The organism is Mucilaginibacter galii, assembly GCF_014635825.1.
GTDB classification, from domain to species: Bacteria; Bacteroidota; Bacteroidia; order Sphingobacteriales; family Sphingobacteriaceae; genus Mucilaginibacter; species Mucilaginibacter galii.
The window spans coordinates 1-26,285 of sequence record NZ_BMDO01000008.1; the positions used below are offsets into that span (position 1 = coordinate 1).

26 protein-coding genes and 1 tRNA gene are annotated in these 26,285 nt (G+C 42.5%); 5 read left to right on the top strand and 22 right to left on the bottom strand.

Going from position 1 to position 26,285, the window contains the following annotated elements:
- Positions 1-256 precede the first annotated feature (256 nt).
- Positions 257-1,348 carry a chorismate synthase gene (gene aroC / locus IEV61_RS14165; RefSeq protein ID WP_188417692.1) on the top strand — a complete coding sequence of 364 codons (1,092 nt, stop codon included), beginning with the start codon at positions 257-259 and terminating at the stop codon, positions 1,346-1,348.
- A gap of 127 nt (positions 1,349-1,475) precedes the next feature.
- Here the strand turns inward: aroC and IEV61_RS14170 are convergent, their stop codons facing one another.
- The 3 genes from IEV61_RS14170 to IEV61_RS14180 form a co-directional block, all read right to left on the bottom strand.
- On the bottom strand, positions 1,476-1,766 hold the full coding sequence (locus IEV61_RS14170) for a hypothetical protein (RefSeq protein WP_188417693.1): 291 nt from the start codon (positions 1,764-1,766) through the stop codon (positions 1,476-1,478).
- 13 nt (positions 1,767-1,779) lie between these two features.
- Positions 1,780-2,514, bottom strand: coding sequence for a heavy metal translocating P-type ATPase (locus IEV61_RS14175; RefSeq protein WP_188417694.1), 735 nt, complete (start codon positions 2,512-2,514; stop codon positions 1,780-1,782).
- A gap of 87 nt (positions 2,515-2,601) precedes the next feature.
- Positions 2,602-3,153 carry a helix-turn-helix domain-containing protein gene (locus tag IEV61_RS14180; protein WP_188417695.1) on the bottom strand — a complete coding sequence of 184 codons (552 nt, stop codon included), beginning with the start codon at positions 3,151-3,153 and terminating at the stop codon, positions 2,602-2,604.
- Positions 3,154-3,214: 61 nt separating this feature from the next.
- On the opposite strand from IEV61_RS14180, the gene IEV61_RS14185 reads away from it, so the two are divergent.
- Positions 3,215-4,783: an ArnT family glycosyltransferase gene (locus tag IEV61_RS14185; protein ID WP_188417696.1), complete on the top strand. Its 1,569-nt coding sequence runs from the start codon at positions 3,215-3,217 to the stop codon at positions 4,781-4,783.
- Between the two features lie 85 nt (positions 4,784-4,868).
- Here the strand turns inward: IEV61_RS14185 and aroA are convergent, their stop codons facing one another.
- The 3 genes from aroA to IEV61_RS14200 form a co-directional block, all read right to left on the bottom strand.
- Positions 4,869-6,155, bottom strand: coding sequence for a 3-phosphoshikimate 1-carboxyvinyltransferase (gene aroA / locus IEV61_RS14190; RefSeq protein WP_188417697.1), 1,287 nt, complete (start codon positions 6,153-6,155; stop codon positions 4,869-4,871).
- Between the two features lie 129 nt (positions 6,156-6,284).
- On the bottom strand, positions 6,285-7,415 hold the full coding sequence (locus IEV61_RS14195) for a chorismate mutase (protein WP_188417698.1): 1,131 nt from the start codon (positions 7,413-7,415) through the stop codon (positions 6,285-6,287).
- Positions 7,416-7,513: 98 nt separating this feature from the next.
- Positions 7,514-8,365: a prephenate dehydratase gene (locus tag IEV61_RS14200; protein ID WP_188417699.1), complete on the bottom strand. Its 852-nt coding sequence runs from the start codon at positions 8,363-8,365 to the stop codon at positions 7,514-7,516.
- 473 nt (positions 8,366-8,838) lie between these two features.
- Here IEV61_RS14200 and IEV61_RS14205 point away from each other — a divergent pair, with 473 nt between their 5' ends.
- Positions 8,839-10,065: a sensor histidine kinase gene (locus tag IEV61_RS14205; protein WP_188417700.1), complete on the top strand. Its 1,227-nt coding sequence runs from the start codon at positions 8,839-8,841 to the stop codon at positions 10,063-10,065.
- 23 nt (positions 10,066-10,088) lie between these two features.
- Here the strand turns inward: IEV61_RS14205 and aroB are convergent, their stop codons facing one another.
- Together aroB and IEV61_RS14215 are read right to left on the bottom strand one after the other, a co-directional pair.
- On the bottom strand, positions 10,089-11,150 hold the full coding sequence (aroB, locus tag IEV61_RS14210) for a 3-dehydroquinate synthase (protein ID WP_188417701.1): 1,062 nt from the start codon (positions 11,148-11,150) through the stop codon (positions 10,089-10,091).
- 6 nt (positions 11,151-11,156) lie between these two features.
- Positions 11,157-11,363, bottom strand: coding sequence for an RNA-binding S4 domain-containing protein (locus IEV61_RS14215; RefSeq protein WP_188417702.1), 207 nt, complete (start codon positions 11,361-11,363; stop codon positions 11,157-11,159).
- 67 nt (positions 11,364-11,430) lie between these two features.
- On the opposite strand from IEV61_RS14215, the gene IEV61_RS14220 reads away from it, so the two are divergent.
- The gene (locus IEV61_RS14220) at positions 11,431-12,633 is read left to right on the top strand and encodes a proline dehydrogenase family protein (protein WP_188417703.1); all 1,203 of its coding nucleotides are present in this window, start codon (positions 11,431-11,433) and stop codon (positions 12,631-12,633) included.
- Positions 12,634-12,765: 132 nt separating this feature from the next.
- Here IEV61_RS14220 and IEV61_RS14225 read toward each other — a convergent pair whose 3' ends face one another.
- The gene (locus IEV61_RS14225; RefSeq protein ID WP_188417704.1) at positions 12,766-13,398 is read right to left on the bottom strand and encodes an HAD family hydrolase; all 633 of its coding nucleotides are present in this window, start codon (positions 13,396-13,398) and stop codon (positions 12,766-12,768) included.
- A gap of 62 nt (positions 13,399-13,460) precedes the next feature.
- Here IEV61_RS14225 and IEV61_RS14230 point away from each other — a divergent pair.
- Positions 13,461-13,534: transfer RNA gene (locus IEV61_RS14230), tRNA-Ile, on the top strand.
- 152 nt (positions 13,535-13,686) lie between these two features.
- Here IEV61_RS14230 and IEV61_RS20700 read toward each other — a convergent pair.
- From IEV61_RS20700 to IEV61_RS14290, 13 genes are all read right to left on the bottom strand, one after another.
- Positions 13,687-13,815 carry a hypothetical protein gene (locus IEV61_RS20700; protein ID WP_262890606.1) on the bottom strand — a complete coding sequence of 43 codons (129 nt, stop codon included), beginning with the start codon at positions 13,813-13,815 and terminating at the stop codon, positions 13,687-13,689.
- A 304-nt stretch (positions 13,816-14,119) separates the two neighbouring features.
- Positions 14,120-15,160 carry a transposase gene (locus IEV61_RS14235; RefSeq protein WP_188417705.1) on the bottom strand — a complete coding sequence of 347 codons (1,041 nt, stop codon included), beginning with the start codon at positions 15,158-15,160 and terminating at the stop codon, positions 14,120-14,122.
- A 543-nt stretch (positions 15,161-15,703) separates the two neighbouring features.
- Positions 15,704-15,967, bottom strand: coding sequence for a hypothetical protein (locus IEV61_RS14240; RefSeq protein WP_188417706.1), 264 nt, complete (start codon positions 15,965-15,967; stop codon positions 15,704-15,706).
- Between the two features lie 132 nt (positions 15,968-16,099).
- A complete protein-coding gene (locus IEV61_RS14245) occupies positions 16,100-16,633 on the bottom strand; it encodes a hypothetical protein (protein WP_188417707.1) in 534 nt (177 codons plus the stop codon).
- A 148-nt stretch (positions 16,634-16,781) separates the two neighbouring features.
- Positions 16,782-17,678: an HNH endonuclease domain-containing protein gene (locus tag IEV61_RS14250; RefSeq protein WP_229747147.1), complete on the bottom strand. Its 897-nt coding sequence runs from the start codon at positions 17,676-17,678 to the stop codon at positions 16,782-16,784.
- Positions 17,679-17,844: 166 nt separating this feature from the next.
- Positions 17,845-18,672, bottom strand: coding sequence for a hypothetical protein (locus IEV61_RS14255; RefSeq protein ID WP_188417709.1), 828 nt, complete (start codon positions 18,670-18,672; stop codon positions 17,845-17,847).
- A 56-nt stretch (positions 18,673-18,728) separates the two neighbouring features.
- Positions 18,729-19,451: an N-6 DNA methylase gene (locus tag IEV61_RS14260; protein ID WP_188417710.1), complete on the bottom strand. Its 723-nt coding sequence runs from the start codon at positions 19,449-19,451 to the stop codon at positions 18,729-18,731.
- Between the two features lie 288 nt (positions 19,452-19,739).
- A complete protein-coding gene (locus IEV61_RS14265) occupies positions 19,740-20,366 on the bottom strand; it encodes a hypothetical protein (protein ID WP_188417711.1) in 627 nt (208 codons plus the stop codon).
- A gap of 4 nt (positions 20,367-20,370) precedes the next feature.
- Positions 20,371-21,426 (bottom strand): DUF262 domain-containing protein, encoded by a 1,056-nt coding sequence (locus IEV61_RS14270; RefSeq protein ID WP_188417712.1) that lies wholly within the window; start codon positions 21,424-21,426, stop codon positions 20,371-20,373.
- A gap of 542 nt (positions 21,427-21,968) precedes the next feature.
- Positions 21,969-23,363: a reverse transcriptase domain-containing protein gene (locus IEV61_RS14275; RefSeq protein ID WP_188417713.1), complete on the bottom strand. Its 1,395-nt coding sequence runs from the start codon at positions 23,361-23,363 to the stop codon at positions 21,969-21,971.
- A 625-nt stretch (positions 23,364-23,988) separates the two neighbouring features.
- Positions 23,989-24,591: a hypothetical protein gene (locus IEV61_RS14280; protein ID WP_188417714.1), complete on the bottom strand. Its 603-nt coding sequence runs from the start codon at positions 24,589-24,591 to the stop codon at positions 23,989-23,991.
- Positions 24,592-24,672: 81 nt separating this feature from the next.
- Entirely contained in the window at positions 24,673-25,554 is an 882-nt protein-coding gene (locus IEV61_RS14285) for a hypothetical protein (protein ID WP_188417715.1), read from the bottom strand.
- Positions 25,535-26,017, bottom strand: coding sequence for a hypothetical protein (locus IEV61_RS14290; protein ID WP_188417716.1), 483 nt, complete (start codon positions 26,015-26,017; stop codon positions 25,535-25,537). The genes IEV61_RS14285 and IEV61_RS14290 overlap by 20 nt, the downstream gene beginning before the upstream one ends.
- Between the last annotated feature and the right edge of the window lie 268 nt (positions 26,018-26,285).

The following is a 26,285-nucleotide window of genomic DNA, read 5'->3' on the forward strand; positions in this document are numbered from 1 at the left end:
ATTACAACTGGGAAAGGCCACATCAAGGTATAGGCGGTAAAAAACCTATCGAAATGACCACCCTAAACAACATATCTTAAATCATCTGTTTGTCCTCGAATTACTAAACCCTTACAGCAATGACATGATTAAATGTTGTTCTGTAAATTCCGGTACAGTCAAATTCAAACAAAAATCACATATTTGCCCATTAGTAAAATCACAAATACATCTGTGAAATCACCGAAGTAATCTGTGAAATCAAAATCAATCAATCATGGCAGGCAATTCTTTCGGACAACTATTTAAGATCACAACCTTTGGCGAATCGCATGGCGTGGCTATAGGGGTAATTGTAGACGGATGTCCCGCTGGTTTAACTATAGACTTAGATTATATTCAAGCTGAACTCGACAAGCGTAAACCTGGCCAATCTAAAATCACTACGCAACGCAAGGAAGCGGACACTGTGCAAATTTTATCAGGTACCTTTGAGGGTATGACCACTGGTACGCCCATAGCCATGCTCATCCCAAATGAAGATCAGCGTTCTAAAGACTACGGCCATAATACCGATGTGTTTCGCCCATCGCACGCCGATTATACTTACCACCACAAGTATGGCATTCGCGATCATAGGGGCGGAGGGCGTTCATCGGCCCGCGAAACGGCTGCACGGGTGGCTGCGGGTGCTATTGCAAAATTGCTGCTGAAATCGCAAGGAATTGAAGTTCTTGCGCATGTTAGTAGTGTGGGTAAGATTGAGGCGCCAAACATCAGCATCGAATCGGCCGAAGATTTTATAGCTATCCGTGAAGCAAATATTGTACGCTGTGCCGACCCGGCAACGGCCGAAGAAATGATAGCCCGGATAGACGAAATACGTAAGCAGGGCGATACCATTGGCGGTAAGGTAAGTTGTACTATTACCAATTGTCCGGTGGGCTTAGGTGAGCCCGTATTCGATAAACTACATGCCGATTTGGGTAAAGCCATGCTGAGCATTAACGCCGTACACGGTTTTGAATATGGTTCGGGTTTTACCGGCAGCGAAATGCTGGGATCGGAGCATAACGATATATTTATTAAAGGTACAGAAGAGCAGGTGAAAACCATCACCAACTATTCGGGCGGTATACAGGGTGGTATAAGTAATGGCATGCCTATCGAATTTAAGGTGGCTTTTAAACCTGTAGCCACTATTATGACCAATCAAAACACGGTAGATGCCGAAGGCAATGCCGCCCAGATTCAAGGTAAAGGCCGCCATGACCCTTGCGTTGTACCACGCGCCGTGCCTATTGTAGAAGCCATGGCCGCACTGGTGCTGGCCGACCATTGGTTGAGGAATAAGACTGCTAAATTGTAATTAGCTTTACCAACATGTTATTTCAAGGTACGAAGCAATCTCTGCACGATAGATAGCGGCCTGACTAATCGACGCAGGGATTGTTTCGCACAATAATGACGGTGATTCATCAGTGAGAAAAGCTTTGTTAGGCTTTCCTTCGGTAAGCCAGCGACAGCTTATTATCCTCAAACAACACCTCCGGTTGCTTTAACCATAGCTGCATTCTTTCAATCATCCTACACAACTGCTCGTCGTTCAACTGGCTAATGGCGGTTTTTGACTTGTCAAGATGATTATACCAAATATCGCTGAATAGCCAGTCTAATACAATTCGGTTGAAGCAATGGTTGTGGCGTACAGGTTGGGTAAACGATGCTGGTAACACTTCGTTTAAAAGTTGCCTGTATCTGTTAATAAGGGAAGGCTGAACTGCCATTTACTGTAATTTGTTATAGGCTGAATAACATTACTGCACTCATGGCTATCATCAGTCCGTCTTCAATAATGGTTACGGTACTCATAGGTAAATTAAATACGGCACCTAAGCAGGCACATTTAATAGCCTTTTTGTTAAGCACGCTTTTCAGTACGCCAATAATGCTAACTACCATTACCAGTAAAGTAACAACGTTGGTTACTACCGGGTTAAAGTTGGCGGCATAAGCAATGCCTAATCCCAATTCGATCAACGCATATATATATCCCCATGCTTTAAACCTACGGGCAATCACATCATACATGGCGTAACTATCGGCAAAGCCCTCTAAATTTAATAGCTTAAAAAAGGAGAACACTAAAAAGAAGCCGGCCATAAATACCCGCATAGCCACCATTTCATCAAAGCCCAGTACGGTAGAACCAGCAATTATGGAAACGGTGAACACATAGGCAAAGATGAGCACAATAGGCTTATAAGTTTCAAACCACGATTTGGATTCGGCTTCCATATTGCTGCTAATGGGGCTGGCTATGGCATGTGCATCGGTTAGCTGGTATTTAGGGTAGTCTTTTAAGGCCGCTTGCAACGTTGGCGTGTTAATGTGTTTATCCATTTCCACGGTTACTTCGCCATTGGCTAAGTCTACAATCGCCTCTTGCACATGCTCTACCTTGCCCAAAAGGTGCTGCACTTTATATTGACAACCGGAACAGGTCATTCCGGTTACTTGATAAGTATGTTTCATAACTGTATTATTTATATCACAAAGATACAGCCGTTAAGCCCTGTAACTTTATACAATTTGGATATGATGTTTCGAAATTTACAGTTCCTATATATTGCGGCGCTTATTGTCTTTTATATGCTTAAAATGGCTGGGCGTTAATCCTGTTTCCTTTTTAAACTGGCTGCTCAGGTAAGCTACGCTGCTATAACCCATGCGATAGGCAATCTGACTTAGGGTAAGTTCATCATAAATAAGCAGCTCTTTTACTTTTTCTATTTTTTGGCTGATGTAATATTTCTCAACAGTAGTGCCTTCAGCTTCAGAAAAAAGGTTGCTTAGGTAATTATAATCATAATGCAGTTGATTGGCTAAGTAGCTGGAAAGGTTGACCGTTAACGTATCATTGCTGTGATGCACCAATTGTATGATGACGTTCTTGATTTTTTCTACCAGCCTGACTTTGCGGTCGTCTATCAACTCAAATCCTAAATGCCTGAGGCGACCGTTTAACGCTTCTAACTGTTGATGATTTAATTCTTCTTCAATTGTTACCTCGCCCAACTCAATTTGCTGCGGATGATAGCCGCTTTGCTGCAACTCGTTTTCAACGGCAAGCTTACAGCGGTGGCAAACCATATTTTTGATGTGTATTTTCATAGAGATTGAGTAGACGGGAGCAAATTATCAAATAGTTGTTTAATTTTAAGCCAAACCTATCATGCTTACATCACAAAAAATTTCTGCTAAAGCATATGTGCCTTTTATCGGCTGCTTTGTTGCACTAAAAGCTTTGCTGTTATTGCTGGCTATCAATCACTTTGGTTTTCACCGAGATGAAATGCTGCACCTGGTTTTAGGCAATCACCTGGACTGGGGCTACATGGAGGTACCGCCGTTTATTGCGTTACTGGCTAAAATCAGCACTACCGTGTTCGGCTCATCGGTAGCGGCGGCCCGTGTTTTCCCCGCCATAGCCAGTGCCTTAATGGTATGGTTTACCGGCTTATTGGTAACAGAGTTTGGCGGGAGACGCTTTGCCATAGCGCTGGCTTGTTTGTGCGTTATTTTCTCTCCTGGAATGGCAGCAAGTGGGTACCTGTTTCAGCCGGTGGTGTTCGATCAATTGTGGTGGTTAGTAGCTGCCTATTTATCAGTTAAGTATGTGAATACCAATCAGCCTCACTATCTGTATTGGTTAGGCGCGGTAATAGGTTTAGGCTTGCTTACGAAATATACCATGGGCTTTTTTGCAGGGGCCTTGCTGTTAGGTATGTTGCTTACTCCTCAACGCGGGCTTCTATGGCGCAGGGAGATGCTGATTACTATTGCAATTTCTACCCTTATTTTCTTGCCTAATGTCATTTGGCAATACCTGCACCATTGGCCGGTGGCTACGCATATGAGTATGTTGCAAAAGCAACAGTTAGATTATGTGAAACCAGCCGATTTCATTATACAACAGTTTTTAATGCACGGTGCCTCTTTTATAGTTTGGATTACAGGATTAGGCTACATGCTCTTTCACAAATCGCTTAGTAAATACCGCTTTTTAGCCTTTGCTTATATATTGGTGTTCGCATTCTTACTAAAAATGAACGGCAAGGCTTATTACCTGCTGGCGGCTTACCCTATGCTATTTGCCGCTGGCGGATACGGCATATCAACTTTGTTAAAAAATTACCTGCTCCGTTTGGCAGTTCCTCTGCTTTTAATACTACCCAATTTACTTCTGCTTCCTATAGCGCTGCCCATATTAACACTTAATCAAACCCTTGATCTTATTGGGTATTACCGCCGGCACGCACATTTTATGCGCTTTACAGTGACCTGGGAAGACCAAAAACAGCACCCTCTCACTCAAGATTACGCAGATATGTTAGGCTGGGATGAAATGGTTGCTAAGACCGCGGCTGCTTACCGTGCCCTGTCACCAGAGCAACAAAAGCATACTGTAATTTTTGCCGACAACTACGGCGAAGCCGGTGCTTTAGCCACTTACCAAAAGAAATATAATTTGCCCCAGGCAATTTGCCTGAACAGCAGTTTCGCCCTTTGGGCACCGGAAAGCTTGAAGGCAGATTACATCATTTACGTAAGTGACGATAACGATGTAAGCGACTTAAAGCCAGTGGTAGAAAGTTATAAGAGGGTAGGTGGAGTGGACAACAAACTTTCCCGTGAATATGGCACCGGCATCTTTTTAATTAAACACCCTTCGCCGGTGTTAGAAAAGATTTACAAGCAACACCGAAGTGAAAGCAGGCTCGAGGGTTCAAAAGATAAGTGATTCCTGTTTGTTGATGTCAGTCTGAGTTTGTCGAAGCCTTAGCAAAGCGGCGAATTCTTCGACAAGCTCAGCATGACATTGGATGTTACTTAGATAGTATAAACCCAGCCTTCTCAAAATCATCCCAAAATGCTGGATATGATTTGTTAACCACTTCAGCATCTTCAATTTCTACCTGTGGAATAACCAATGCAAGCGGGGCAAAGGCCATAGCCATTCGGTGATCCTCGTAAGTCTTTACGGTCATACGTTCGGGGATGAATTTATGACTACAATCTAATTTATATACCATACCCTTTTCGGTGAGGCGTACGCCCATTTTTACTAACTCATTTTGCAAGGCAGCAATGCGGTCGGTTTCCTTAATTTTAAGGGTTTCGAGGCCTGTAAAGGTTGCATCATGACCTAAGGCCGCGCACACTACAATGAGCGTTTGAGCCAGATCGGGACACGATTTAAGGTCGAATATCTTACGGATGATGGGTTTAGGCTCTTTTTTCAAATAAACACCGCCATCTTTAAATTGGGAGGTGATACCAAAATTGGCCATCAATTCGGTAATTACGCTGTCGCCTTGCAGGCTGTAAGAAGTCAGGCCTGGTAGAAATAATTCGGCTTCGTCGGCCAGGGCAGCAACAGCATACCAGTAAGAAGCAGCGCTCCAGTCGGGTTCTACCCAAATATTTGTTTCCTGGAACTCCTGCGGCGCAATGCTGATGACGTTATCGGTCCATTGATGCTGAATGCCGGCTTGCTGTAACATACTCAAAGTCATCTCCACATAAGGGCGGGAGGTCAGCTCACCATCGATATGTAGATTTAATCCTTTGGGTAGGCTGTTTGCAATCAGTAATAGTGCTGTAATGTATTGGCTGCTTATATCACCTTTAATGGTAATATTATCAGTCAACTGCTCAAAACCACCTTTTATTTGCAGGGGAGGGTATCCTTCGTTTTCAGCATAGCTAATGTTAGCGCCTAAAGTTCTTAGTGCATCAACCAAAATGCCGATGGGGCGCTGTTTCATACGCTCGGTGCCGGTTAGCAGTACTTCGCCGTTTTGCAAGGTGAAATGTGCCGTTAAAAAACGCATGGCTGTACCTGCCGGACCAATATCGGTTGTCTGTGGGCCGTTGTCTGTTGTCTGTAATGGGTTTTCACCGGTAACTGACAACTGAGAACTGGCAACATTTCTTAATATTCCCGCCAGGGTTACCGCATCGGCAGCATCAGATACGTTAGTAACCTTTACCTTTCCTTTGCTCAGCGCTTCAATAACCAGTGCCCGGTTGCACTCGCTTTTGGAGCCGGTGAGTTGAATAGTGGCGTTTATTTTTTTGTTGTTACGGCTAACCGTTATGTTTTTTGACATGGAGGTAATGGAAATTAAAGAAATGTCATTGCGAGGAGCAATAGCGACGTGGCAATCTCATGCGCTTGGGTTACCTTGCGTGTGAGATTGCCATGCTACCGCTCGCAATGACATAAAGAAGTAGTACTACTAAGAATGCGTTAACTGCTCCTGAACGGGGGCATTACCCTGACCTTTATTCATAATTTCGGTTTGTTTACGGATAGATTCGCCGTGAATCAATTCTAAAAGTTTCTCGGTAAACTCCGGGTTTAAGTTAAGTGCTTTACCATAGTTGGTGCGTTTTTGCAAAATTTCATCCCAACGGTTCACTTGTAAAATAGTAATGCCGTTATCCTTTTTGTAGTTACCAATTTGTTCTACAATTTTCATGCGTTCGGCAAGCTTGGCAATTACCAGGTCGTCAATTTTATCAATGTTATCGCGAAGGTCGGCCAGTTTATCTTTTACATCTTTGTTAACTACCTCCGGCTTGCGCAGAGTAAGGCGGTCAATCAGTTCAACTAAAGCAGCTGGGGTTACTTGTTGTTTAGCATCGGTCCATGCTACAGACGGGTCAATGTGCGATTCTATCATTAAACCCTGCATATCCATATCCAAGGCTTTTTGCGACACGTATGGAATCAGCTCGCGATTACCCGAAATATGGCTTGGATCGCAAATAATAGGCAATTCTGGCGCATGGGTTTTCAGGTTGATGGCCAAATCCCACATCGGTTCGTTACGGAATGCTGTTTTTTCGTATGATGAGAAACCGCGGTGAATAGCCGCCAATTTGGTAATGCCTGCATTGTTAACGCGCTCTAAGGCGCCTATCCATAAAGAAAGATCAGGGTTAACCGGGTTTTTGATCATTACCGGAATATCTACGCCTTTTAATGCATCGGCAATTTCTTGTACGGTAAATGGGTTAGCGGTTGAACGTGCACCTATCCAAAGGATATCTACACCACCTTTTAGAGCTTCCTCTACGTGTTTGGCGGTAGCTACTTCCACGGCAGTTGGCAAACCGGTTTCGGCTTTTGCACGTTTTAACCATTCTAAACCAATACTGCCAATACCTTCAAACTCACCAGGGCGGGTACGAGGTTTCCAAATGCCTGCGCGCAGGGCGGTTACTTTACCAGTAGCTGCCAGCAAATGCGCAGTGGCTACCAGTTGTTCTTCGGTTTCGGCGCTGCAAGGACCGGCAATAAGCAGTGGTTGGGCCTTAGCAGTTATCCAAGAGCTAAGCGGCTGTATTTTAAGATCAAGTTTCATATTTTTGTTAATAGTTCATGGTTGATAGTTCATTGCCATGAGGGTGATTGAATGTTTTTAGTTTATGTTATTTACTGTTTTTCTTTATGATCCATTAACTAGGAACCGTTAACCACGTCTTCCATATACCGCTCATACTCGCCCAGTATATTAAAATTTTTAGTATAGTTAAGTATCTGCCTTACGGCTGTGTCGTATTGGCTGGGCTGGTTCCACTCAACATCCAGGTAGAAGTTGTATTCGTTGCGTTTACCCAGCACAGGCATGCTTTGAATTTTACTCATATTAATTTCCTGTTCGGCCAGTACATTTAAAACCTTGGCCAAAGCGCCTACTTCATTGCTCACCTGGAAACATAAAGAGGCTTTGTTAGCCTTAACTTGTTTAGCGTTTTCGTGGCTGGTAAAGATCAGGAAACGGGTAAAGTTCTTTTTATTACTTTCAATACGGCGCTCTTTTACTTCAAGTTCGTATATGCGGGCAGCAAGGCTGTTGGCAATAGCGGCCGTATCAGTCAATTGCTCCTCATGTACGCGTTTGGCGCAGGCAGCGGTATCGCTGCTTTCCACTACTTTAATGTGCGGGTATTCATCCATAAAATCAATACACTGGCGTAACGCAATGGGGTGAGATATTACCGTTTTAATATCTTCAAATTTAACGCCGGGCAGGGTTAAAAAATGCAGCTGTATGGGCAGGTAAACCTCGCCTACAATAGGGAAGTTGTAGCTCATTAACAAGGAGTAGTTAGGCAGTATGCTGCCGGCAATGTTATTTTCAATAGCCATTACCACATAATCGGCTTCTTTATTCTTCAGTGCCTCGAACGTTTGTTTGAACGAGCCACACTCTACCGTTTGTATATCGGTACCGAAATATCGGAAAGCCGCCTCTTCATGAAACGATGCGCGAATACCCTGTATAGCCACCTTTGGCTGTTGATTTTTCATAAACCGCTGTTAAACAAAAAATCCCGGTCTTGTTAGGCCGGGACTTTCTGATTTTGTATGTTTTGTTAGTGCATATCAGGCCCGGCTCTTACTGCTAAAGTAAAAGTAATAGAAACCGAAACCGAATGCGCTGTTGTTGATCATTGTTTTTTGTTGGTGTAAATTTACAAGTTAAAATTAATTTGTCAAGAGAAAATTTTAAAAAAGATGCGTAAACCAAATTTTATTTTTTTTCGTGACTTATTGTAACTGTTAGTTTCTTGCAAATTAAGCAATTGCTGTTATTGGTTAAGTTGCACTATAAAGTGCGCGATTAGTTGTGGCAAATAATTATATATAATTACATTTAAGGCTCTAATTGATCAATGCCCAAGATTAAATCCTATTTGTTCCATATATGGCACAGCCTAAATGGTTCTGTGTCACAGTTTCCGCTTACAACGCGTATATTTCATTCAATTTGCCTCATATCTGTGCTGGCACTTGCTTACAACGTGCCGCTTAATTATATGGTGGGGCTGCCTTGGGTGGCGGTGGTAAGTGCATTAGTGGGTGCTTTATTTGCAACGTTATACTACCTGTCCAGAGTAAAACGCAAAACCATGCTGGCTATGCTTATCTTTTGTATTGCGGGTGATCTAATGTTTATAGCGGTGTTCTTTCTAAACTCAGGCATAAACGGCCCAACCGATATTTTCTTTATATTAACTATGGTCATGATGGTGGCTATTGTGCCTGTAAGCCAGTACTGGGTGTGGGTTATTACCAATGTAATTATCGTTTCGGGCTTGCACTATTTACAATATTCTTTCCCTGAATTAGTACCCAATGCCTATCATGAAGAAGTTAACCGTTATGTAGATATTACTTCGGCTTACTTTACGGTAGTGGCGGTTGCGCTATTCAGCTTTTACCTTATAAGGCGTAATTACGAGTCGGAACGTAAATCGGCCGAACAGAAAACCGCAATGATGCGGTTGCTCAACGAAGAGAAGAATAAGTTGTTTTCGATTATATCTCATGACCTGAGGGCGCCGCTCAGCAATATTCAGAACTACCTCGAACTGCTTACTGTGGTAGATATTAGTGAAGATGAGCGTTTCAAAATAAACAGTGATTTGTTGCAATCTACCCGCAGCACACTCGATTTATTGAACAACGTGCTATCGTGGTCTAAAAGCCAGATGCAAGGCTTGTCGTTCAAGCTATCCCCCTACAATGTTTATCAGTTGTTGTCGTCGCCAATGCTGCTTTTTATACGGATTGCCGAGAGTAAAAATATCAGGTTGGAGATTTCTATAGATCCAAAGCTGGAAGTTGTTGCTAACGGCGACATGCTTCAACTGGTTATTCGTAATTTAATTAACAACGCCATTAAATTTACAGCACCCGGCGGACGCATTATTTTTAGTGCGCAACGACACGATGATTTATGTCACTTTATGGTGAAAGATAGTGGTACCGGCAAGCCTGTGAAACTTTCTACAGACATCTTTTATCTTAATTCGGACTCAACAGCCGGTACATCTAACGAAAAGGGGGTAGGGTTAGGCCTGGTATTATGTAAAGAGTTTACCGAGGCGCAAAATGGCCGGATATGGTTTGAATCCGATTCGGTAAGCGGTTCAAGCTTTTTTGTACAGTTACCTTTGGTAAGTGAAGAGGAAGTAGTAAGGATGGAAACACTGTTTACGCAATAAGCAGGGTTCCCATCCACTATAGTTTAAAGTCCCTTATAGTAACTTAGGCTCTGGCAAAGCTCTTCTTCAGTGCATATGTGGTCTATGCTGCACTGACCAATTTTGTTAAGCAACGTACAGTTAATTAAACCGTTCTGATTCTTTTTGTCGGTTTTCATCAAGTTATGCAACAAGCTGTAGCAGGAATCATCTATTTCATATTTCGGATACAGACCGGTTAGTACCGTGCTAATCTCGTCAAGTTCTTCGGCGCTTAAACCGGCTTTTTTGTGCGAGAGCCAAGCTTCGCAGATCATTCCTATAGCTATGGCTTCGCCGTGAGTTAAATGTACCTTGTCATTTTGCAGCGAGTAGGTTTCTACTGCATGGCCAACAGTGTGCCCAAAGTTTAAGCACTTACGGAAACCTTTTTCAAAAGGATCTGCCACTACCACCTTGTTCTTAATAACTACTGATTGATACACCAACTCAGCCGGTGGTGCTACACCTATATTTTGCACTTTCAATAAATTCCAGTAGGCGGCATCTTGTATTAAACCATGCTTCAGCATTTCTGCATAACCTGAGAGAATTTGCCTTGGTGGCAGTGTTTCTAAAAATGCGGGCTCAATAAATACTGCTTTTGGTGAGGTAAAGGTGCCTAAGATATTTTTCAGATTATTAAAATCAATACCGGTTTTACCACCTACAGATGCATCTACCTGCGAAAGCAGTGTAGTGGGCACCTGGACGAAATCTATCCCGCGTTTATAAACAGAGGCCGCAAAGCCCCCCATATCGCCAATAACCCCCCCACCTAAATTGATCATGAGCGCATGGCGGTCGGCACCAAAATCAATCAGCGTGTTCCAAATGCCTTCACAAAATTCAATGGTCTTGCTTTCTTCTCCGGCGCTTACTTCAATTAAATCATAATTATCGGCAGCGCTCAGGTACATTTGCAGCAGCGGCAAACAATGTACGCTTGTATATTCATCTGTTAAAACAAAGCAACGTGAATAATTGCCTTTTTCTATTAAGTTAACCAGTTCGGTTAAGGTATCGGTAAAATAGACGGGGTAGTCTATACTATTAATCGTATCCATAAAAAATTAAATCACTATGATCTTTTTCGAGCGAAACTCAACTACATCGCCTTTTTTTACTTTTAAGCGTTTGCGGTAATCAACTTCGCCATTGTACTTTACTTCACCTTCGGTAACTACAATTTGCGCTTCGCCTCCGGTGTAAACTAAACCTGTAGCCTTTAACAATTGTATTAGAGGGATAAACTCGCCGTTTAGTTTAAATTCGATCATGATTTGACAAAAATAAACTATTGAAGCAGAAAATGAGTTATATAGATTGAATTTCTAATTTTGCGCAATGTTAGCTGAAAATAATTCCACTCAGCCCCATAGGGGTAATTTATCTTTCGAAAATACAGAAATAGCCTTTCGTCATGCCAATAATGCCGATTTGAATCGCGCGTATTGGTTGTTTAAAGCCATCAATAATAATTTTTTAGTGAAGATAGGGCCGGGCATGACCAACTTTGCCTTGAACATTGGCCTGCCCATAAAAGGTGTTATTAAGGCCACAATCTTCAAGCAATTTTGCGGTGGCGAAACTATTGCTGAGTGTGCCGGTACGATTAAAAATTTGCAACAAGGCGGGGTAGGAACTATTTTAGATTACTCCGTAGAAGGCGAAGAGCATGAGCATGTATTTGACCATACGCGAGACGAAATTATACGCACTATTGAACGTGCCACTGGTGATGCGGCCATACCGCTTACTGTTTTTAAAGTAACTGGTGTAGGGCGTTTTGGGTTATTAGAAAAGCTGGATACAGGGCAAAGTTTAACTATTGCCGAAGAACAAGAATGGCAGAAGGTGCAGGATAGGGTAAAAGCTATCTGCCAAAATGCATTCCAGGCTGGCATACCGGTTATGATTGACGCCGAAGAAAGCTGGATTCAAAAGACCATTGACCATTTAGCATTGAGTATGATGCAACGATTTAACCAGCAGAAAGCTATTGTTTATAATACGTATCAGCTTTATCGCCACGATAAACTCGCATCGTTAAAACTTGATTTTGATTTATCCCGTACCGGAGGCTTTTTATTAGGCGTAAAAATTGTACGAGGTGCCTACATGGAAAAAGAGCGTAAAAGGGCGCAGGAAATGGGCTACCCATCGCCCATACAGCCCAATAAAGCGTCAAGTGACCGTGATTATAACGAAGCCGTGCGCTTTTGCGTGAACAACGTAGAAAGCATAGCCATGGTTGCCGGTACTCATAGTGAAGAAAGTTGCCGTTTGCTGGCCGATCTGCTGGACGAATTGAATGTTCCGCATAATCACCCTCATGTTTATTTTTCGCAATTATTGGGCATGAGCGATAACCTGAGTTTTAACCTGTCTAATGCCGGTTACAACGTAGCTAAGTATGTACCTTACGGACCCGTAAAGGCGGTAATGCCATACCTGTTTCGCCGTGCGCAGGAAAACACTTCTATAGCCGGCCAAACAAGCCGTGAACTTGGCTTAATTAGTAAAGAACGTAAGCGCAGGGGACTGTAAAGTTTCCCAGTTTTCCAACATATCTTCGGCTTCATTTAATCACTTGCATATGCTTACCAAGCATATGCAAGTGATGTATTTTTAAGCTGGATATTTCACGATGCACTTTTACAAGTTCTAAAAGTGGACTTTCTAAATTAACCCTTCACGTTGAGCAAAAGCCTGAATAGTGTCTGGGGCGGTCATCAAGAATGTTTGTATACCCAGAGCCTTGGCTGCTGCTAAATGTTGCGGACTATCATCTACGAACAAGGTTTCGGCCGGGTTAAGGTTATTTTCTTTTAATACTTTCTCAAAAATTGCAGGCTCCGGTTTGCGCATTCCGGTAAAGTGCGAGTAGTACACTTTCTCAAACAAGTGGTCATTGTTGTCGAAACTATATTCATCTTTAAGATACTTCATAATGTAACTGAAATGAATTTCATTAATGTTGCTTAACAGAAAAGTCCGATATTTCCCTTTTAATTTGAGCAACAAATCATGGTTTCCATCGGCAATTCCAATCAATATACTATTCCATGCTCCGTCAATTTCATTGTCGGTGAGCTCTGGGTTTCCACTTTTTTCGCGTATGCGGTCACGAAACTGACCCGCAGAAATTTGTCCGCGGTCAAAAGCATCAAAGATGGGGTCTTGCTGTAAATGCCCATAAAATTCATCTACATTACTGATACCCAATTCCTTTAAAGACTGCTGTACACGGGCAAAATCTATGCTGAAAATAACGTTACCATAGTCGAAAATGATGTTTTTAATATTTTGCATATTGTGTTTGGCTATTTGCCCGCAAATATGTAAAATTGCACCCGGAAACAAAACAAGTTCCTGCGCCTATAGCTCAGTTGGTTAGAGTAGAAGACTCATAATCTTTTGGTCCCTGGTTCGAGCCCAGGTGGGCGCACAAGCGAGAGAAGCTCCTTAGTATAACTAAGGGGCTTTTTTTATGCCTTAATCTGCGTATACAAGCTGTAAATGCGGTTTTTGAATTGAATTAATTAAATTAAGTTAATGGCATAGCTATAATACTACACTGTTGCAAGTTACATAAATTGTTCAGCTTGGTGCTGTTTGGCGCATGGCTTGGCGCACTTTTTGGCGCATACTGACCCGTTCTAATGGAATTGGCTGGTAGTCGAACTGCCTATCGTCGGCAGTACTCTTTTCAAGGGATTGTGTACTCATGATACTTATGTTGTTTAGTTAATAAGCAAACACATAGGCTAAGGAGCTAACTAAGTCAAGGAGGAACGGAATAAATGTAAGGCGGTGCGTAGGGTGGTGTTTATGCCGTAGTTCCTTGAAACGTGTTGTTCCTGTTGCCTAACTTTGCGTTAATCACTGAACAACACCCCCTTCCCATTGCCAACCTTATATCCTCGTTAGAGTGCTATCAACCTATAAAACAAACACTCATCATCTGTATCTTTCACATCAAATCAGTACCTGACTTGTACCCTAGTTTGGTAACGCCATTTCAACAATTGCATTAACCAGTAGGTTCGACTTGTCGTGCAGATGCGCGAACGTACTCCTTTTGGTAGACACGATCTTGGTTTAAGCAGGCAAATATTCTTAGTATGATTTTGTAACGGACGGCGTTGAGGACAGACATCTTAGATTTGCCTTCGTCTTTTGTTTTCCGTTGATAATATGCTTTGAAGTCGGATTGGTAGGAGATTGAAGAAATAGCACAGATATGTAAAAGGGTCTTCACCCGCTTGTTTGCTAAGGATGATATCTTAGCCTTTCCGACTACAATACCCGACTCATCTCTGAAAGGAGCTACACCAGCATATGATGCATACTTCTTTGGATCAGTAATGTCCTTGTATTCATTTGTCGTGATGATGATTTGAACTGCTGTAACTGGCCCTACACTTGGCACAGATGTTATGATTTCAAATAAGCGCTTAGTTCGTTCGTCCTCTTTAACGGTGCTTATGATTGCTTTATCAACCTCGTCAATGTCGTTCTTTAATGCCAACATGCTATTGCTACATAGACTCGTCATAGTGGTGACAATTGCAGGGTCTAAAAAGCCGGTTTGTTCCTTGAGTGGAATACGTATGGCATGGCTTAAACCGATTAATCTAAACCTAAGGCTTGAGAGGTGAGCTAACTTGTCAATGATGGGTCTACGTTGTGCCCACAACCTCGCTTCTTCCTTAGTTTTGTACAAGAAGGTTGCAATACGGATGGCATCCAGCTTGTCGTATTTGCCTCTCATCTTACCCAAAGAACTTTTTATATGCAAGGCATCTTCTAACACAACATTTCCTTTGAAGCGCTTCAACGCATTCAAAAGGTGACTGGTGTAGATACCTGTTTGTTCTAGTCCGAATAAAGACTTTCCAATTGTGAACTTGGGAAGCTGCTTGATGTCCTTAAGGAAGCTTCGTATCGCTTTAAGTTCATTTGGAATTACGGTATGGCTTACTAACTTTCTACCGTTCATAACTGCGCAATCAAGCTTATCACGCGATACATCAATACCGATGAAGTAAGAATACTTCTTTGCTATATCCATTGTCTAAAGGTTCTATGAAACAGGTCGGTTGAGATTAATCCTTTTGACAGGTCTTGTAACCTAGCGCAGCTAATAATTCGCTCAACCTGAAATATATTCAACAAGTAGGTACCGTCAGAGCTTTGATTCCATTTATAGGCCTTGATGCCTGGAACACGGACTAAGCCTTAGTTGAGGTCACTACGAGTTACCTAATTCCAACGACCTGTTTGGTATATAACAAATTTCTGAGCAGCCTGTTCAAGGCTAGCTACCCCTATGGCAATAAATATTATTGATGACCTTACGGGTTCAAACGGCCCATCTCGCCAGTGTTGTACTAATTCTTACTGCTTGAGGTTATCAAGCAATTCCATGCTTTTCGATTTACGAATACAGTGTATTCGCATTGCGAATGCAGTGCGTTCGTATTGTATAACGCTGCTTTGGTGGGCTTGTGGTAAGCAATTAGATGCACTTTGGACAAGCTTCTGCAATGAATAGCATTTGTTCTACAACCTCTGTAACGCAATAACGCCAAGCTGTGAAGCCTGGCGTTTGTGTTTAGTTTTTTGGCGTTACCTTCTTAACAGTTGACTTGTTTGCCTTATAGCGCATATCGGCTGTTCCATCTTTCTTAGTAGGCCCTACAACTGTAGTTGAACTACTGGCCTTATTTTCTTTATAACGTTTATCAGCTGTACCGTCCTTCTTAGTGTGTGCCTTAGTAGTCGTTACTACTTGGGTGGTTTTCTTTGTCTGTGCCTGAACTAAGGCTGTACTCATGCCTATCATTAGCATGGCGAACATTGTAAGTAGCTTCTTCATATCAATGGGTTATAGTGAGTGCTAATAACAACTTGACAGAAAGATTTGTTCTAAAGCTTTGAACCGATGCCGTGAAACACCAAGCTACGGAGCCTGGTTTGTTAATCATATCAACTAAGCCTGAAAGTTCGACTAGTTACTAGTGTTCGGATTTAAGTTCTTGAGAGTAGAACTTTCCGTCTCCCTTCTGCCAGACTCAGCTAAGAGCGTTTCCAAAACGTAGTTCTTTAGAGTATCCGTGTTAAAGCTCTCTATCTCGCTCTTAACTGTTTCGTAAGCTTGTTCTACCTTAGTGATGTAGCCTTCTGCCGTATCTTTCAATTCCTTAACCAGGGTTTCGTTCCCCGTAATTGACTTGTCAGTCAAATATCTAAAGCGTAAGTTGTTTGCTTCATCTATCCATGAATTACGGCCATCAACAGGTGTCACAGCTTCAAGTAGCGATTTGTCGCCACTCAATGGTACTGTGTAACTTACAGCATTAAGCTGGTCACCCGATTTATATCCGCTACCAAAGGGTGTATCACCGTTTCGAACAGTATGAATGCCGCTTTCTACCTTGAGCTTATCCCTTTCAACTTTTGGCGCCTTAATCGAAGAGTGTAGGCGCACAGTTTCTGCGAACTGCGTATCTTGTAGTTGTTGATTGTTTGCCTGCTTGATCATCCGGCTAGCATTCCCTTTCGCGGCCCTGTATGTAATATCTAGATTCATAAACTAAGTATCTTATGCTAGTAAAGATAGTTAGGCACAATGGGTATGTCAAACGAACATGTTCAAATTACAATTGACAGACGCAGGTAGCTTGAAACAGTTATAAGCTAAGGTATTCAAAGCCGTTGTTAGCTGCAATAGTAAGAAGTGGTTGCAGTTGCTCCCTATACCGTTGCTTGGCGCGGTTGTTATTATTAGTAAACATGGTGAGTTCAGGTAGAATGGTTAAGTAATCCTCTAAGTACTTATTCTTAGGGTTAACATGCTGCACGATTTCTATTGCAGTAGCCTGTAGTCTGTAGAATGGCTCAAAGTAAGTGTCTAGCCTAGGTAGCTTGTCGCTCTTACTACAGTTAAATGCTATGTCGGCAGGTATAAGATTCCATATAAGATCGTGAGCTACGAACGCAAATGGAACGAAGTGTTCAACGGCGTAGTCGCCAACAGTTAAACGCTTACCTGTATATATGCAATCGATCGAGCCGATTTCATTTATTACCACGTTCCAAAAGTTCACGCGCTGATCTCTTAAACTGTTTCTTAGCGCTGGCCTAATGAGTTTACCTGCTATGTCAGGTACATTAGGGTTCTTAGTTTGCAAGTAAAGCGTAAGATTCCAATAGCAGAAGTCTTTCAACACCCTTGCGTTGGTTGTAAGGTAATGAATCCAGTTAGGATTGATCGTTAGGCTATCATTACTCAATGAGTATAAGCAGTCATTAAGGTAGTCGTTAGACCCGCTATAAATCTCTACTCTATCTGCTTTAGGGAACCAAGGCGCTAAGAACCAATGAGGCACTTGGCTATTGAAGTAATTAAGCTCTGCAACCGTTGCTTTGTTATCGGTCTGCATCAGTCGCTCTTTAACCACCTTTAAATTAGCATCTACTTCCATTCCCTCGAAATCAATAAGAGCTTCAATCGCCCTTTGAAGCTTGTCTTGCTTGCCGAACGACACATGGAAGTAGTTAACCGTATACCAGGCGTTTGAAACCATACCAGCAAATAGTTCTCGCTTGCTTATGATAGTTAAACCACTCTCGACAGCTTGTAGGATAGATAAGAACCAGTAGAATTTATAGGTTGCTGAGGTATTGTTGAAGCAAGCAGCAAGTCGATTAACTGATAGGTTTTCGTGCTTAGGTAAACTCATTACGTTTCATTTATGCCGTATGGAACAGGCGCTGTATTATCGGTTCTAGGGCAGCTCCTGCGATTAAGCTTATCACGCTTACAATGGCAAGCAACCAAGGCGTTTCGTTCACTACATTAATAATGCCTACTAGTGAAGTTCCATAGATTGTTTTCCAATCTACATTTACTTTAAGCTCTCCTACTTCAGTTCGTTGGAAAATGCTTTCGATAACGTCCACCTTTTTCAAGGTAGACATATGAAGCTGAAGGTATTGTCTATTGTCAAATGCTGTTGCTTCCTCTGAACCAGTTAAAGCGTTTATCGTACTTATGTTATTACGCTCAGCCAAGTTCAGTAATCTACCCTTAGGCCTATTTGCTTCATAACCATAGGTGTATATAAGCCCAAGCATTCGAGGAAAGTCATACTTGCGGTCATCATCAATATCAAATGTATCTCCATTCAAGATACGCAAGCGATTGTTGATAGCTTCAAATCCATAGTTTGAATCTCGCATATTCCAGTGAATCCATCTATAACCTGAATGCCTCTTGACGAACGTTGAGAATTCAGATAGCATCGCAACTTCTAAGGTATCATAGTCGCCGTCACTAAGACTGTCAAAGCCTTGACGAGCGAATTGAGCCTGTAAGTGGATGGAGAACGAAATTGTTTGAGCTGTACCTAAGCTCTTAATACAAATTGACGTAACTCTTGGCGTTCTACCATGTAAGGTTACAAAGGATTCGCAGGAATAGTGGATAATAAAGCACCTGCTTTTATCCTTAGCTAGCTCTGCAAACGACGCTAGCCCCTGCTTCCTCTCTCTTAATCGTGGTGAATTGAATATGCTCATTCGGTATGTATCACTACGAATGTAGACAATTGGAGGAACACTTTAAGCTTGGTGGCTTAGAACAAGCTACCTTGGACACCATTAATAGACTGCGAAGCTCTTACGGGCTCAAATGGCTTATTAAACTTAGTTGCAGCTTTCTTAACAGGCTTAAGCCATATGTAGCTTTGCTCAGGCTCTTCAAACTCAACATAGTAAGGCATATGGTAACTATTAACCAATGTGGTTTGCACCTTGTAGCCTCTGTAGAAGTCATTACTTAATGAGTTCATATGGGCTATTTCACCCTGTAAAGAATTAAGCAGCAGGTTAAGCAAAGCCATCTTGCAGCAAGTAATATCAAGGTCTGCACCGTAAAGCTTAAGATGCCTGTTGATCTTTGCTGCACTAAGTAGCATCCTACCACTACCACAAGCACAATCAGCAACGCTTTGTCCATCTGTAGGATTGCCTACGCTCATTATAGCCATCATATCGCACATTGGCTCAGGTGTAAAGTACTGGCCGTTGTGTCCGTTACTTATTGCTTGCATATATAATTCACCAAGTGGGTCACAAAAGCCCTCTGACAGTTCGCCTACCAACTGTATCAGCCTTACTAGTTGGTTTACTTTGGGATGGTTGCGGTATGTATCGAAGGCTGCTTGTTGACTTGCGGTATCAGGATATTGTTTAAAGGGGATGAGTGTCCAATCTAACAAGTCTGTAAACGCTGTGTGTAGCGATTGGCCGTAAGCGAAGCATTCGAACTCTTTAAGTAGTTGTCTAATGTCTGTCATTGCAGTAAGTTTAATCCGAGGAAATTCTCGAACAGGCGAACCGCTGAACAGACGCACTAAGGCAAGGTGGAGATTGAGTAATTGCTGGAGGCTCCATGACAATGGATACCCAATTACGATATACTACCTTGAAGCGTTAGCGACTATGTGCGGATGGGAGGCTAACTTTGAGAAGAGAGTAACTCAATTAAAATAATAACGCCAAGCTTATCAGCTTAGCGTTTAATTGCAAGATTGTGTGACTTGCGTTTAGGCTAATTAGTAATTTGCAATCAAGTCATTCACCCTCTATGCGTTTGCAATGGCTTCGGCAGCAACATCCAGCTTAGAAAGATACACATCAAAGAATGTCGAACTGGTTGTAGACGTTGGATCAACAGCGAATATCACACTGGATACAGTGGCACCAATCACCCTTGTGCCTAAGAGTCTTGTCGCCAAAGCATCTAGCTTAATACTGGTCGTAGAGGACATGTGTGCTGCAGAATTCCTTACCGTTTTCAAATCCTGTAGGTCAGATGTCAGCGAGTTAATGTTTACTTCAAAGGGATTACCCGGATCAAAGTAAATTCGTGAGAGCGCTACTACTACATCACCACGGGTCCAATCGACGTACTTCTGTGTACCTATTAGCATATCATTTGCATGCACTTCATCTCTTGGTGATGCGTGCCTTGCAATTACAATCCCGTTAATGGACGCAATCCCCAACATGTATTTGTTAAAAGCACTTTCCAAAAAGGATTCCCATGCTATAAACACCTTTAGGAATGCCGAGTCAGTGATGAATTCACGTTGATCAGATGTCAGTATGTAATGGCCTGTTGCGGGATCAGTCTGAAATGCAATACTAACATAGGTCCTGATAAGGGTAATAGATGCTCTAAAGCTATCAAGCGACACCTGTAATGACATGTGACTATGATAGTATCAGGTCAATAAGAAATTCTGTTCGTCGTGTACGTACAGTTGTGTCAGTTGTCGCTCTACGGCTATCTTCTAAGAACTCGGCTTCGCTAGCTTTAAGCTGAGTAGAAGCGTCCTCGGAAAATATAATGTTAATTCGCTCAAGCTTCGAAGCTATCTTAGGGTAGTCATGAGGATCAATTGGTACGACAGGCCGATTAATGTTACGCAGTCCGTGCTGTAAATGGTAAAGAGCAGTAAAGAGACTATAGAAGATATGAATTCTCCTAAACTCCGTTGAACGCAGGTCTGAACCGAACAATCCTTTAATGGTATCAATCGTCGTTACGAAGTCCTCCTCTAATACTTCAGGTAAGGGGTCAAACGACTTCTCGAAAGTTGCATAATATGGCTTGATCTGCTTTTTACTCTTGATTCCTTCTATCATAGCAATTAACAAATCAGCTGTTAGAGTTACATCCCCCATCCTTAAGACTTCGGCATCAGTAAGTATCTTGTTTCGAATCCAAAATTCATGGAACTGATGTGCTACTCTGTCAGCAAGTGTTTTAAAAGGGCCGAAATGATTAGCGTTCAACTTCTCTTGGTCGTTCAAGGTCACCGAATAAGAGTTAAGTCGACTAAATATGTCTAGTACTTCAGCGTCAGGCATGTTCACCAACAAGTCAGTTGACAACTCGTAATTTAATAGGAAGCCTTGTATATCAGGATCCACCCTGTCTAATTGTGAGAAGTATAGACCTCCATATAGAGGATGGTGCTTTTTACTTATAACAAACCCATCCCTTAAGAAGGAAAGTATCGTCCGTAGTCGTTGTTGACCATCCACAACCTCCCTTATAGACTGCCGTGTTTGAATATTAAGCTTCTGCCTAATAAACACCTTTGGTATCGGCTTGCCTCTTATGATTGTATCCATAAGAAATGAACGAGCGGTATCGGTCCACACGGATCTACGTTGGAACTTTGGATTTAGCTCCAGTTGATTGTTATTTGACCATTCAAGGTAGTCGTTTATGCTATAGGTTCTGCTATCGAAATTCTTCATTCACTAACGTGTATTTAACAAAGATAAATTTAATTCTCGACTAGGAAAGAAGCGAAGCCGCCCAGCGAGTGGAGTTCGGGTCTGAGTGGAGGCAGTACGTTAGTACGACCACTCAGTATGCTTCCACAAGCAACTGGCGCTGCTTTTGACTTTGGGTGGTGCATGGGCATTCAAAAGCCGTGACAGTTGGGAAGCCCGAATGACCAGCAGGCGAGCAAAATATAGGGGCGCGACTACCTTTTTAAAGAGTGTAGTGGTAACGTAACGTGTAAAAAGATAGGGGCAGCGACCGTAAGTAATGACTTTGCTCAAACATCAAACGGTGTGACAAGTCAGCCGTAAGGATGGTGAAGCGTAACGTGCTTGAAAAGCTTGTTAAGCGTAACGCAACTTGGCGTACGGTTGTGATGAGCTTAGGTAATGGATTACACCTATCTTCCTGCGATAGCACGGTGGAACTACCCTAAAAGATCCAGAGCATCCCTTACTCGCTTAAACAACTCTTCGAGCTAATGGATGCTCAGGTTCTGACCGTACTGGCACTACAGCCCCGATTTTTTTTCGGTAGCAGTATCCCCTTCGCTCTTATAGTTCTTGATGTTAGTAATTCCTTGTTTGATAAGTGTATCAAGTAAATCATTCAATGGTAGTCTGTTTCGGCGTGCTTTTTCAAGTGTGCTTATGCAACTAGGTAATCCACTTAGCTCACGTTGAGCAGGAGTTAAGCCCAATGGCTTTTTAGCGTGGCCTTTAATTGCCGTCTTCCTGAGCTTTGATGGTTTAAGTTCAAATCCATAGCTTTCAAATAGCCGAGAGAGTTGAATGTTAACGTGGTTGTCCAGTTCCGCTACCTGTACATCACAATTAACAAAGGCATATGAAGCAATCCAGCCTTCTAAGGCGTTGCTGACCTTTTTAAGCGCTTGAAACAATCCAACTTTCTCATGTGGGTAGAGTGCATTGCAATCTTCTCTGCATGCAAGGGTTTTAAGCTTTCCAACTATGCTAGCTACCTTACCATCTTCTACTGTAAATGAAGTTCCATCAAACTTGATTGATAAGAAGTTAAACTTGTGCTGACGAGGGTCTTTGATCATACTGGCTTTCTCTCCTTCACCTTTAATCTCTCTTAGAGGATGTAGAGTTAATCCAAGCTTGCCCTCAAGCTCTTCCTTAGCTAACTCATAAGCACTTTTAGCATCATCAATGCTCTTACAGAGTATTATAAAGTCATCAGCATATCTGACCATCTTATATCCACCTTCAAGCATTCGCTGGTCAAAATCACTTAGGTAGATGTTTGCCAACAACGGCGAAAGGGCATTACCCTGAGGAATGCCATTCTCAGAGTCCTGGAAGTATTTCTCATAAACCTTCTTTGACATTAACTCTTCTACGTTGCTAAGCTCTTGCTTAAGAGCACCGTCTAGGAGCTTGTCAATCGTAGTGTCAGGTAAAGCAACCTTAACTTTTTTTAAGACATCTTCCGCAACTACGTTGTCGAAAAACTTTACGATATCAGCTTCAAGGATGTATTTGTAACCCATTTTGTAGTACAAACCCAATTGAACTATAGCATGCTCGACACCGATCTTGCTTTGATAAGCGAAGCTACATTCGTTACCTAACTTAAAAGTTTCTGAAAGTAGCGCTTCCAGACGTATCGCTAATGCCTTATGAATGATTCTATCTTGTATATCTGGTATCCTAAGTGGCCTTAGGTTGTTAAGTCTTTCTATTTCTGCATCCGCTGCATTTAGCGCAGTTGCTGGCTTACCTGCCTTCTTAGATAGTGTAGCACCTCTAACTGCGGAAAACTTAAAGGTTCCATCAACAAGGCTCTTAGATAGGCGTTCCAAATGCTTGTCTAAATGGGTTGCGAAAGATTTGATTGTAACTTGTGAAGGTCCCCGTGAACGTTGGTTGCTCTTGTTCATAAGCCTCCACGCGTGTCTTAATGAGTCGACTGAGGAAATTTCAGATAGAAGATCTGGTTTAGAAGTCATTTTGTATTGAGTGCGGGTTCCAAGCCTGTGCAGCTTATGCAGGTTGCATTCTGAAATGCCGGTGTGAGCTTGTCAAACACAGTAACCCTATGAACCACCTGATACTACGCCTGCCACACTCGAAGGCATCTGCCATTAGTGGGACGAACTCGTTCAGCGAAGGAATTGCGTTTGAGCCGAGAGCCTGGCTCTCTCTCACGTTTATTGTTTTTTAGCGTTCATCGTTTTTTCGGCTCGGCATATACTGCCCTAAGCAAAGATGCGGTTTTTTCGCAGTCTTGCAAGTTTTTTGAAAATAGTTGAAGGCCGCCCCTGCATCCCGCCCTTTAAAAGTCCCAACTCCACATTTACGGTTACCCTCAACCTGCAAATAGATGTGTCATTGAATAAGCACAGGTGTGAGCTTGTCAAACACAGTAACCAGATGAACCACCTGATACTACGCCTGCCACACTCGAAGGCATCTGCCATTAGTGGGACGAAATCGCCCCTCACCGACATGTTCAAATATAGTTAAAGGGTTCTTGACCTGCAATGTATGTGGATAACTTTTGGTTTACCACACTTGCCACCACGGCTTCTTTTTAGGCTGTTCAAGCACTTTAACAGTAAGCCGACTTACATATTCGTCTGCGTGCCAAACGTAGACTGTCCTTAAGTCTATGTTATGGGATTCCAAGAAACGTTCTGCAAACCCATCAAGCAACTCACCCCTAAACTTCATCCACCACCAGTTATGTATCTGCGCGTAGTCCTTGCTATGTTCAGTTAGGTTATCCAAAACAAGGGTTGAGGTTTCGTCTTGCGCTTTAACAGCACGGTAGATACCGGCTTGCTCTTTAATTTTCCCCAACATCTCTAAAAATTTATGCTGTACCTGCTTCCGAACATCAAGGCTTAGCTTATTTATTGGTATGATCGTCCCATCTTTGCTTCGCAGCCGTTCAATCAAATCCTTATAGGCCGAAAGCTCCTTCTTGCTGTAAGTAGTACTTACCCTGTAAACTAACACGGCATCAAATGTGAGAAACACATCCGTAGTAAGTGCAATGAAGCGGTTGTGCTTCTTGTCGTAATAACAATGCTGCTCGGCACCCTCTAAAGGAACAATCAGCGCGTCTATCAACCAACGTTTGTAGTCCTGTGGGAAAGGTTGCATAGCGTTAAAGATAAGTCTTTACCCTGTAAAGAAAGAGCCTGCCATGTGGCAAGCTCCTGTGTGATGTTGTTGTTGCAAAATTTAGTTGACAACCTTGTATTCATAAGTCCATGAACGGTTTTTGGTGCCTGTACCTACCTTAGTAATTGTTGTAGGGTAACCATTGCTGTTGTACTCGTAAACGTAGGTATAGCTGGTGCCGTTTTCGTTCATAGTAACCGGGTTGTTCGGCCCAGGTGCATAGCCTAATCCTTCTTCTTCTGTGTTTACTCTAAAGTAAATCCAGTTAGGTAAAGCACTTATTGGATTGTGCTTTGTGTCGAATGTGAGATAGTTATCTGTGTAGACATAGCCGTTTGGTCGACCTGTGGTATATTCATTGGCTACCTGCTTTGTGTTGTTGCCATCACTGTTATAGGTAAAGAGTATCTCTACTTCGTTTGGTGTAAACCACCTTGTTAACTTGCTTCCGTCATAAGTCAATGTATGCTCGGTAGGCGATATGCCGCTGGCCTTGTTAAAAGTGAGCTTGCTAATGTTGCTACCTGTGTAGGCTGCCACCGAGTTTACGAAATCACCGTTGTTGTAGTTGGTATTAGTGATGGTAGAACCTGTTAGCTGGCTCGAACTGTTGTAAGCGAACGTATGTGTTTCTTTAAAGGTTGATACATTGCTGTAAGAGTAGATGGCTGCTTGCAGTAACTGTTTGCCGTTGTAAGTGAACTCGGCAAGCGTTTTACCAAAGTCCTGGTCGCCTTTGGTGTTGTTGGTTACTTTTGTAAGCAGTACTGTCGGTTGGCTTGAACCGTTTTCGTCAGGGTTCGAGTTAGCTTTTTTCGAACATGAGGTTACGAATAACGCTGCGCATAGCAGCACTGTAGATAAGGTTTGTTTCATCTGTTTTATGGTGTTAAGGGTATCTAAAATTGATTGTCTTGAAGCTTTAGCGCTTAGTGTTCTCATCTACAAATGAGGCTATCGCTGCATTGAAAACTGATTGGCTATGCCCTTTTAAAGTAATAAGCTGCTGTATGGTTCGCTCAGCGAACTTAGCCTCCAGTACAAATTTGTTACTGTCGTTCATTTCCCTTGGATCGCTGGCGGTCGTTATCATGATGCTTACAACGTTGTAGGGCTTTATCAAGGTAAACAGCTTGTCTGTTTCTTCCAAATAAACTAACAGCCGTGCAGCCTTACCAAGTATGTGGGGTTCATTTTGATAGACTGTAGTAACGAACTGTCTTCGGATATAGGATTTATCCAGTTGTAGTATGAGGACAAAGGGTATAGGGCTATCGAAGCGCCTGTTCCACATTACAACAGGTTCAAACTGTTGTTTTAAACGGGATTGAGTAAGGTGTTCGCTCAGTTCAATGGTTAAGCGTTGCTGCTTCTGTTCGGCAGTTTCTGTAAATTCAACGGGCATGTGGTTGGGTTGAGTACCGAAGCAGTCCTTGAACGGTGGGTTATAAATGCGATAAGCGCAAGGACTGAACTCAGTTTGCAGCTTTTGAGGCCCTTGGAAAGCCCACGCAACAACAAACGAGCCAGCACCCTCACGCTTATCGCATGGGGCGTTGGGTCTCATCTGTTCTAGCTGCGTTTAAAATTTCCAAGGTTCCAAAAGCAAGAACAAACAAAGCTTACGCTTATATTATCTTAAATGTATATGTGTAGGTAGATGGTACTGTCTA